Here is a 10,613-nt window from a genome sequence, read left to right as displayed (position 1 = left end):
AGTCGTCGTTTAAACTTTCTGCGCAGAAAGTTTAAACTTGGTACGCAGAAAGTTTTAACGAAATGCGCATCTATTTTTCACGCCTCTGTAAGGCGTTTATTATCAAGTGGTTAGGAAGGCCTCATTTCCCGCCTTTTTTTGCCCTCTTTTTTAACATTTTCCGGTGATGATGGAGGGAAAATTAAAGGGTGAAAGGGGCAATTAAAGGTGAGAGGGTGAAAGGGTGAAAAAACCGGGGAAGGGTGGTTTGAGAGGGTAATTCGCCCGACTTGGGAAAAAAGATGGGAGCGGTGAAGGCTTGTTTCATTATTATTCGCTATCTTTGCGCGTAACTTTTTATAGCACAGTTTATGACGTTGATCATCGTAACCATACTCTTTTTAGGCTATCTCCTGATTGCAACCGAGAGACTGACGAATGTCAATAAGGCTGCTGTAGCAGTGTTTGCAGGTACTGTCGGGTGGGTGTTGTATATCTGTTTCGGGGCGGATTTTGTAATGAGTCAACACTCGGCAGATTTTATGTCGTTTTTGAACGATGCCGTTCCTACAAGCACTTCGGTAAAGCATTATATTGCACAAAATATCTTTTTGAAGTATGTGGGTAAAGCCGCAGAAATTGTCTTGTTCCTGATTGCGACGATGACGATTGTAGAAATCCTTCATAATAACGGTTGTTTTGATTTTATTAATGCCGGTCTGCGTACTCGTAAGTGCTATAAGTTTTTATGGGTAATAGCTACTATTACCTTTATTTTATCAGCTAATCTTGACAATCTCACCACGACAGTGATGATGTCGACGATTATGCGTAGCATTGTCCCCAATAGAGGACTACGGTTGAAATATGGAAGTGCAATTGTGATTGCAGCCAATTGTGGAGGAGTCTTGACTGTTATCGGAGATCCCGAGGGACTGGTGCTTTGGAATATGGGGGCTGTCACGGCTACGAGTTATTCAGCTTCATTGGCTTTGCCGTGTCTGATTGCGTGGATTCTGCCCACGTGGTGGATTGGGCGGAGTTTGCCTGAACGGATGGAAGTAGACAGTGTCGTAATGCCGTATCGTGGTGATGATACGAATTTGAATGTCTGGCAGCGTCTACTGATGCTTGTTGTGGGCATCGGAGGGTTATGGTTTATTCCGACATTTCATAACATCACGAAGTTGAGTCCATTTTTAGGTGCATTGTGTGTGCTGTCTATTTTGTGGGTTGTCAATGAGATTTTCAATCGTAAGTTGATGAATGTAGATGTGATGATTCAGCGTCGTATTCCGCGTGTTTTACAGTATGGTGTTATCCAGATGATTCTGTTTGTGATGGGAATGATGCTTGCCATTGGTGTAGTAAAAGAGACCGGTGTTATCAGTGCATTTGTATCGTATATTGATCGGAATGTACACGATGTTTGGTTAATGGGTATCGGAGCTGGCATTATCAGTACCTTGCTTGACAATTTTGCTACGGCGATGAGTTCATTCTCTTTGTATTCTGTTGCAGATGTCGCGAAACTGTCGGGTGATGTGGGGGAGAGTATCTCCGGAATTTCGTTCAGAACGGGGCTTATTGGAAGATAATGGCTTATACATCGGTGGTCGGTGGAAATATCTTAGTAGTAGGCTCGATGAGCGGATTAGCATTAATAAAAGCCGAACGGATTCATCTCGGTTGGTATTTTAAGAATGTTGGTTGGATGGCTATGATCGGCGGATTCATCGGATTAGGGGTGATGTGGCTGACAAGGATTGTGATATAGGATAAAAGGAATTATGAATATGACAAAGATTAAGACAATTGGTGTGTTGACTTCGGGTGGAGATGCTCCTGGAATGAATGCAGCGATACGTGCAGTGACCCGTGCGGGCATTTGCAATGGATTTAATATTAAAGGAATATATCGTGGTTATGACGGATTGATCAATGGAGAAATTGAAGATTTTACCACAGAGAATGTGAGCGGAATTATTATGTCGGGCGGCACGATTCTGAAAACGGCCCGTTCCGGAGAGTTTATGACACCTGAGGGAAGGGAAGAGGCGTATCGACAGATGATAGCCCACGGTATCGATGCTTTGGTAATCATTGGCGGAAACGGCTCTTTGTCGGGTGCAATGGAGTTTGCCAAAGAGCACGATATTTGTTGCATCGGTTTACCAGGAACGATTGATAATGACCTTTATGGCACAGATTCTACGATTGGGTATGATACAACGATGAACACGATTGTTGAGTGTGTCGATCGAATTCGAGATACGGCACAAAGCCACGAACGTATTTTCTTTATAGAGGTGATGGGGCGCGATGCTGGATTTCTTGCACAAAATAGTGCCATTGCGAGTGGAGCCGAAGCCGCAATCATCCCCGAAGATTCTACTGATGTTGACCAGTTGGCTCGCTTTATGGAACGAGGTATTCGTAAGTCCAAAAAGAGTTGTATCGTAATTGTGTCAGAAAGTCCCAAGTGCGGTGCCCTTTATTATGCCGATCGTGTGCGTAAGGAGTTTCCGCAATATGATGTTCGGGTTTCTATTTTGGGTCACTTACAACGTGGTGGGCGCCCATCGGCCCACGATCGCATTCTTGCCAGTCGGACAGGTGTCGGCGCTATTGAAGCATTATGCAAGGACAGCGCAACGTTATGATTGGTGTGAGAAACAACGAGATTGCTTATGTACCGCTCAGTGAGGCTATTCGGAGTGATAAACCATTTGATCGAAAATTGATTAAGGTACTCGATGAACTGAGTATATAACTAATATCTGTAAATATTGTAATAATTTCTGTTAATAAAAAGGATGAATCTCGCGACTATAAAGAGGTTTTCACTATATTTGCAGATGTGAAATCAGATCATAAAATTAAAATATAATTAGCTTATGTCACAAATAAATGGGCATATTTCTCAAATTATCGGTCCTGTGATCGATGTCTATTTCGACACAAAAGGGCAGGACCCTGAGAAGGTGCTTCCAAAAATTTATGAAGCTTTGACTGTTAAACGTCCTAATGGCAATGAACTGGTCATTGAGGTTCAGCAACATATTGGTGAAGATACCGTACGTTGTGTGGCGATGGATAATACTGACGGATTACAGCGAGGTTTGGAAGTTATTCCGACGGGAAGCCCTATTGTGATGCCGGCAGGCGAACAAATCAAGGGGCGAATGATGAATGTTATTGGTCAGCCTATTGATGGAATGGATCCTCTGAATATGCAAGGTGCCTACCCGATTCATAGAGAAGCTCCGAAATTTGAAGACCTTTCGACTCATAAGGAAATGCTGGCTACCGGAATTAAAGTCATCGATCTATTGGAACCTTATATGAAAGGTGGTAAGATTGGGTTGTTCGGTGGTGCCGGAGTGGGAAAGACCGTACTCATTATGGAGCTAATCAACAATATCGCTAAAGGGCATAACGGCTATTCGGTCTTTGCCGGTGTGGGTGAGCGCACGCGTGAAGGTAACGACTTGATTCGCGATATGCTCGAGTCTGGTGTTATCCGTTACGGTGAAAAATTCCGTCAAGCAATGGATGAGGGCAAGTGGGATCTCTCGCTGGTTGATCCCGAAGAATTGCAGAAATCGCAAGCAACGCTTGTTTACGGACAGATGAACGAACCGCCGGGTGCACGTGCTTCGGTAGCTCTGTCTGGGTTGACTGTGGCAGAAGAGTTTCGAGATCACGGAGCAAAGATGGTGAAGCTGCTGATATTATGTTCTTTATCGACAATATCTTCCGCTTTACCCAAGCCGGGTCTGAGGTCTCTGCACTCTTAGGACGTATGCCTTCGGCCGTGGGATATCAGCCCACTTTGGCTTCTGAAATGGGGACAATGCAAGAGCGGATTACTTCTACTAAGAAGGGATCTATCACCTCGGTACAGGCTGTTTATGTACCGGCCGATGACCTAACCGACCCAGCACCTGCCACGACGTTTACTCACTTGGATGCTACAACGGAGTTAAGTCGCAAGATAACAGAGTTGGGTATCTATCCGGCCGTAGATCCGTTAGGTTCTACTTCGCGTATTCTCGACCCGCTGATTGTAGGTAAAGAACATTACGAGTGCGCTCAACGGGTGAAGCAGATACTCCAACACTACAAGGAGTTACAGGACATTATCGCTATTTTAGGTATGGATGAACTGTCAGACGAAGATAAACTGATTGTGAACCGAGCACGTCGTGTGCAGCGATTCCTCTCTCAACCGTTTGCCGTTGCAGAGCAGTTCACCGGTTTAAAAGGTGTGATGGTGCCCATCGAAGATACGATCAAGGGCTTCAATGCAATTCTCGACGGTGAGGTAGACGATCTACCCGAGCAGGCATTCCTCAATGTCGGAACTATTGAAGATGCTAAAGAGAAAGCTAAACGGCTTTTGGAGGCTGCTAAGAGATAATAGATTAATGCAGAATTTTACTGTATGTTGAGATTGAAAATTGTGTCTCCTGAAAGAGTGGAGTTTGATGGTGAGGTAGAGAGTGTGCTCGTTCCGGGAACACTTGGCAGCTTTGAGATCTTACAGGATCACGCACCTATCATCTCGTCTCTTGACAATGGCAAGGTGGAATACGCTGTGCAGGGGGTGAAACGACAACAGATGATTAAGGGAGGCTTTGTTGAAGTCAAGAAAAACATAGTTTCTCTGTGTGTAGAATTATAGGATGTGATGGAACGACAACAGGTGAAAGCAATCGGCAATAAATATTATAAATACAGCCTTTGGATTATCGCAGGCCTCTCGGTCTTGCTTTTTTTTCTTACCTGTGTTTGTGACTGGTCTATGGAGATGGTCAATGGTATCGTTGTCAGTGTGGTGTTCAGTCTGCTTTCGAGTATTGTTTATATCTCTGTTTGGAAAGCATTGGCTGTTTCGTCTACAAAGAATCTCACTAAGTTTTACTTAGGGGCACCGATTGTTCGAATGTTGGCTGCAATGTTATTGATTATCAGTTATTTACTGATAGCCGTTAAACGATTTGCAATTGACGGCTTTTCATCATCCCATTTACTGTATTTCATCGCCCCATTTACCGCTTATTATTTTGCACTCTTGATATTTGACAGTATATTTTTCGTTTTCATAGAAAAGAACAAGAAATAAAATGAGTATAAACCAAGTCAAACGAATAAGCTATATCCTTGTAATGCTTTTTGTGCTGATGCCTGTTCGTTCAGCGGGCGAGACTCAGAAAGAGGGGCTTGATTTGCAAGGTATCTTGTTTGGGCATATTCAAGACTCGTATGATTGGCATATCACGACGATAAATGGGCATCCCATTTCGATACCATTGCCTGTGATTGTCAAGAGTTCTACGGGTTGGCATCTCTTTTTAAGCAATCGATTTGCTCATGAGGTTGATGCCACTGGCAGTCGTCCCGGCCCTTACAACCTCTACATTTCAGGAAGTGGAACTAATATAAATAAAGTATGTGAAAGAATTAACGGTCAGGAGGTACGACCTGTTGACATTTCTTTCACGAAGACAGTGGCCGTGCTTTTCATCAATTCGATTATTCTCGTCTTGTGTATTTTAATACCGGCACGTTGGTGTAAGCAACATAAACCCGACGATCCGGCACCCAAAGGATTTACCGGCTTGGTGCATATGTTCGTGATGAATATTTATGATGAAGTAATCAAACCGGCTCTCGGAGATGAAGCTGATAAGTACGCACCTTATCTGTTGACGTGCTTTTTCTTTATCTTTGTAGCTAATATAATGGGCGTTGTTCCTTTCCCACCAGGTGGAGGAAATTTGACCGGAAACATCACCTGCACACTGTTCTTGGCTCTGTGTACATTCATCGTAACGAATGTGACAGGAACCAAGGCCTATTGGAAAGAGATTTTTTGGCCCGAAGTACCAACGTGGTTGAAATGTCCGGTACCTTTGATGCCGGTTATTGAGTTCATCAGCATCTTTACAAAACCGTTTGCTTTGATGGTGCGATTATTTGCCAATATGATGGCAGGACACGCCATAGCCTTAGCTTTTGCGTGCATCATTTTTATAATGTTCGCCATTAATCCAGTGGCAGGAGGTTTGATGTCCATTATCAGTGTATTGATGAGCGTGTTTATGATGCTTCTTGAAGTTTTGGTTTGTTACATCCAGGCCTTGGTTTTCACGATGTTAAGTGCCGTGTTCATCTCATTGGCACACGTCCGTGAGCACGAACCGGAGGTCGTCAGTAAATAAAAAGATTATTAATAATTAAAATTTAAACACTATGTTATCATTATTATTGGCAGCAGATGCTGTTGCAAAGTTAGGCGCTGCTATTGGCGGAGGAATTGCAGCCGTAGGAGCAGGTATCGGAATTGGGCGTATTGGTGGCAATGCAATGGATGCAATGGCTCGCCAACCGGAGAAAATCGGCGATCTGAGATCGTCTATGATCATCGCAGCTGCATTGGTTGAGGGTGTCGCTTTCTTTGCTGCAATCATTGCATTATTGGCTTTGTTCGTATAAATTCAACGTGTGTTATACTTGAAACAGAAGTAACTAACAGCTTATGTCATTAATAACACCGGATTTTGGGCTATTGTTTTGGATGGCGATTGTCTTCATCGTCGTTCTCGGAATCTTGTGGAAGTGGGGTTTCCCTGCTATCATCAAGATGGTGAACGATCGGAAGGCATTCATAGACGATAGTCTCCGTAAAGCCCATGAGGCTAATGAGAGACTTGTCAATATCCAAAAGGAGGGCGAGGTAATCTTGCAAGAAGCCCGCGAAAAACAAGCCCAAATACTGAAAGAAGCAGCAGACAGTCGCACAGCCATTGTGGAACAGGCACAAGCAAAGGCACGCGATGAGGGGGCTCGACTGCTTTCCGAAGCTAAGACTGCTATCGAAGCTGAGAAGCAAAACGCCATTCGTGATATTCGTTCGCAAGTGGCAGAGCTGTCCGTACAAATTGCCGAGAAAGTTCTTCGTGAAAAACTTTCCGGCGATGATAAGCAGATGGCTATGATTAATAGACTGTTGGATGAGGTTTCTGTTGACCCAAAGATGAATTGAATCGTATGGATATAGGTGTGATATCAGTCAGATATGCCCGTGCTTTGCTGAAAGGTGCCATCGCAGAACGGATCGAAAGTAAGGTATATCAAGAGATGCAGATACTTCTGAACAGTTTTCTCACGATCTCCGAACTAAGATTTACGATAGATAATCCTATGCTCTCAAAGGACAAAAAACGAGATTTACTTGTGGCAGCGTGTGGTGAATCTATCTCGCCTATTACCCATAAATTCTTGGATTTGGTTCTTCGAGAGGGTAGAGAGAATGTTCTGCAATTCATTGCTGTGTCCTACATTACGCTTTATAGAAAGCAGAAGAACATCACCAGTGGTAAACTGATTACCGCCACTGTCGTTACTCCGGCTATTGAGCAGAAGTTGCAACAGATGGTGAAGAACAGAACTCAGGGAGTTGTAGAGTTCAAAACAGAGGTTGATCCTGACCTAATCGGAGGGTTTGTCCTTGAATATGACACCTATCGAATGGATGCTAGCGTAAAGTCTGAGCTGAATACCATCCTCACTCAACTAAGAAAATAGATTTAAGAAAATAAAGAATAACGACCAATGTCAGATAAAATCAAACCAAGCGAAGTATCTGAAATTCTCTTGCAACAACTACAAGACATCAGTGTAAACGAGAAATTCGATGAAGTGGGTACAGTTCTCATAATTGGTGATGGCGTTGCACGCATTTACGGTCTCCGTAATGCTGAGGCCAATGAGTTGTTGGAGTTCGAGAACGGAACGATGGCCATCGTGATGAATCTTGAAGAAGATAATGTCGGTTGTATTCTTCTCGGTCCGACTGCCGGTATCAAAGAAGGACAGACTGTCAAACGCACGCACCGCATCGCATCTATTCTTGTGAATGACAATATGTTGGGACGCGTTATCAATCCCCTTGGCGAAGCTATTGATGGTCATGGAGACATCGATTTGACCGGGGCATTTGAGATGCCACTTGACCGTAAAGCGCCAGGCGTTATCTATCGTCAACCGGTGAAAGAACCATTACAGACAGGCCTGAAAGCTGTCGATTCAATGATTCCTATCGGTCGCGGACAGCGCGAATTGATTATCGGCGATAGGCAAACGGGTAAAACAGCTATTGCCGTTGATGCCATCATTAATCAAAAAAGTTTCTATGAAGCCGGTCAACCGGTATATTGTATCTATGTAGCTATTGGTCAGAAAGCTTCTACTGTGGCCGCTTTGGTACAGACACTTAAAGAATATGGTGCGCTGCCTTACACGATAATCGTTAGTGCTACGGCTGCAGATCCGGCTGCAATGCAATATTATGCACCATTTGCAGGTGCTGCTATCGGTGAGTATTTTCGTGATCGAGGCTACTCTGCACTTGTTGTTTATGACGATTTATCCAAACAAGCCGTTGCATATCGCGAGGTATCGCTGATTCTTAGGCGACCTTCCGGACGCGAAGCTTATCCTGGTGATGTCTTCTATCTACACAGTCGACTGCTCGAACGGGCTGCAAAGATCAACGAACAGCAGGAAGTTGCCGAGCAGATGAACGATCTGCCAGCATGTATGAAAGGACATGTCAGAGGAGGAGGATCGCTTACTGCACTTCCGATTATTGAGACCCAAGCCGGCGATGTATCTGCATATATCCCTACGAATGTGATTTCCATTACCGACGGGCAGATCTATTTGGAGAGCGATTTATTCAATCAGGGATTTCGTCCGGCTATTAATGTGGGAATTTCCGTGTCTCGTGTGGGCGGTAGTGCACAGATTAAGAGTATGAAAAAGGTGGCCGGAACCTTGAAGATCGACCAAGCACAATATCGAGAATTAGAGTCATTCTCAAAATTTTCAAGTGATATGGACGCCGTAACAGCAATGACGCTCGACCGCGGAAGAAAGAATAACCAGCTGCTGATTCAGCCTCAATACAGTCCGATGCCTGTCGGAGAGCAAATCGCTATTTTGTATTGCGGCATGCATGGCCTATTTCGCGATGTTCCCATCGACAGTGTCCGCCAATGTCAAGACTCATTCCTCGACAAGATGCGAACTGCCCATCCCGATGTCATTGATACTTTGGCAGCCGGACAACTCACAGACGATGCAACGCAAACGATTGAGCGTGAGATGGCCGATATCACCGGACAGTATAAATCTTAACCGCTTATGCCGTCACTGAAAGAAATCAAGACGCGTATTGCCAGTGTCAACAGCACCCGTAAAATAACGAGTGCGATGAAGATGGTGGCGTCGAGTAAACTGCACAAGGCACAGCAAATGATCGAAAATATGTTGCCCTATGAAGATTTGTTAGAGCACATTCTCAAATCATTTCTTGTGTCTACACCCAACACAGGGACGCCGTTTGAGACGGAGCGAAAGACGATTCGTCGTGTGGCTCTCATCGTTTACGCCTCTAATAGCAGTCTGTGCGGCGGCTTCAATGCCAATATTCTGCGACTGATGCAACAGACAATTGACGACTATCGGCAGCAAGGCGTAGAGGAAATCGTCGTCTATCCCATCGGGCGTAAGGTGGAAGAGCGGGTTGCGAAGTTAGGATTGCCTATGGCAGGTAGCTTTATCGAATTAGCCGAAAAGCCTAATGTGAGCCAATGTCAGGATATTGCGCACGATATTGCGTTGAAATTCTTAGACGGAGAATTTGATAAAGTGGAGATGATTTACCATCATTTCAAGAGTGCTGGGGCGCAGATTCTCACCCGTAAAACGTTTTTGCCCATTGACCTTTCCACCGAGTTGGAGTATGATGATGAGCGAGATCTCTCCTCGAATATCACTACCGCTCGTGCCCAGGAGTATTTGCGCAAGAAGCAGCGGATGAAGAGCGCAAAGTGATAGAAGCCAATCCACTCAATGATGATTTCATCGTAGAGCCCGATCTCAAAACAGTGCTCAGCACACTCATCCCTAAACAGCTTCATCTGATGTTCTACACAGCTCTGCTCGACAGCAATGCGAGTGAGCATGCGGCTCGGATGGTGGCAATGCAAACGGCTACTGACAATGCTGACGAGCTTCTGCGTGAACTCAATTTGCAGTTCAACAAGAGCCGTCAACAAGCTATCACCAATGAATTGCTTGATATTGTGGGCGGAACAGTCAACAATTAATTTCGCATGATTCTTACGGCGCGATAGGGAAAAGATAAATAACGTAACACATCATCAATTCATCAGAAGTCCCAATCTTCCTCTTTGCAGGTAAGTTTGGGACTTTTTATGCGCCGAAAAGAAGCCTTTTAGAAAGCTTCAACTTCCCTGCGTTCACAGAGTGGTTGGATGCTTTTTTAAGGCGAATTTCTATCTCTCGCACGGCTACCGTATTAAAACCAGCTGTTAATGGCAGGTGGGCGACCACATTTGCATATCTCGGAAAAAGTCTTGACACACACATTCTCACGCAAGAGGAAACAGTGTTTCTAATCACTTTCCGAACAAAAAGTTGCTGGCGGGAAGTCCCGATACTCACTTTTCAAGCAAAAAGTTGCTAGCGGGAGTCCCGATACTCACTTTTCGGGCAAAAAGTTGCTAGCGGGAGCCCCACTACTCACTTTTCAAGCAAAA

At 44.5% G+C, this 10,613-nt stretch carries 7 protein-coding genes and 4 pseudogenes; all 11 read left to right on the top strand.

The window, feature by feature from the left end:
• Nucleotides 1–350: 350 nt before the first annotated feature.
• Nucleotides 351–1,756 (top strand): annotated as a pseudogene (locus JCM12259_RS15360) (SLC13 family permease).
• A gap of 19 nt (nt 1,757–1,775) precedes the next feature.
• Nucleotides 1,776–2,752: pseudogene (gene pfkA / locus JCM12259_RS15355) on the top strand (6-phosphofructokinase).
• A 124-nt stretch (nt 2,753–2,876) separates the two neighbouring features.
• Nucleotides 2,877–4,402 (top strand): annotated as a pseudogene (gene atpD / locus JCM12259_RS15350) (F0F1 ATP synthase subunit beta).
• A 24-nt stretch (nt 4,403–4,426) separates the two neighbouring features.
• Nucleotides 4,427–4,666 (top strand): F0F1 ATP synthase subunit delta/epsilon, encoded by a 240-nt coding sequence (locus JCM12259_RS11605; RefSeq protein WP_021583721.1) that lies wholly within the window; start codon nt 4,427–4,429, stop codon nt 4,664–4,666.
• 6 nt (nt 4,667–4,672) lie between these two features.
• On the top strand, nt 4,673–5,107 hold the full coding sequence (locus JCM12259_RS11600; protein ID WP_025066578.1) for a hypothetical protein: 435 nt from the start codon (nt 4,673–4,675) through the stop codon (nt 5,105–5,107).
• 7 nt (nt 5,108–5,114) lie between these two features.
• Nucleotides 5,115–6,206, top strand: a complete 1,092-nt coding sequence (gene atpB / locus JCM12259_RS11595) for a F0F1 ATP synthase subunit A (RefSeq protein WP_025066577.1) — start codon at nt 5,115–5,117, stop codon at nt 6,204–6,206.
• Nucleotides 6,207–6,237: 31 nt separating this feature from the next.
• Entirely contained in the window at nt 6,238–6,480 is a 243-nt protein-coding gene (gene atpE / locus JCM12259_RS11590) for an ATP synthase F0 subunit C (RefSeq protein WP_021583671.1), read from the top strand.
• A gap of 43 nt (nt 6,481–6,523) precedes the next feature.
• Nucleotides 6,524–7,030: a F0F1 ATP synthase subunit B gene (gene atpF, locus JCM12259_RS11585; RefSeq protein ID WP_025066576.1), complete on the top strand. Its 507-nt coding sequence runs from the start codon at nt 6,524–6,526 to the stop codon at nt 7,028–7,030.
• 5 nt (nt 7,031–7,035) lie between these two features.
• On the top strand, nt 7,036–7,572 hold the full coding sequence (locus JCM12259_RS11580; RefSeq protein ID WP_025066575.1) for a F0F1 ATP synthase subunit delta: 537 nt from the start codon (nt 7,036–7,038) through the stop codon (nt 7,570–7,572).
• A 27-nt stretch (nt 7,573–7,599) separates the two neighbouring features.
• A complete protein-coding gene (gene atpA, locus JCM12259_RS11575) occupies nt 7,600–9,186 on the top strand; it encodes a F0F1 ATP synthase subunit alpha (protein ID WP_025066574.1) in 1,587 nt (528 codons plus the stop codon).
• 6 nt (nt 9,187–9,192) lie between these two features.
• A pseudogene (locus JCM12259_RS15345) lies at nt 9,193–10,160 on the top strand (F0F1 ATP synthase subunit gamma).
• Nucleotides 10,161–10,613 lie beyond the last annotated feature (453 nt).

The organism is Hoylesella enoeca JCM 12259 (genome assembly GCF_000613405.1).
GTDB classification, from domain to species: Bacteria; Bacteroidota; Bacteroidia; order Bacteroidales; family Bacteroidaceae; genus Prevotella; species Prevotella enoeca.
The sequence above is the reverse complement of the archived record's forward strand: the minus strand, read 5'-3'. Positions and strand labels throughout refer to the sequence as shown.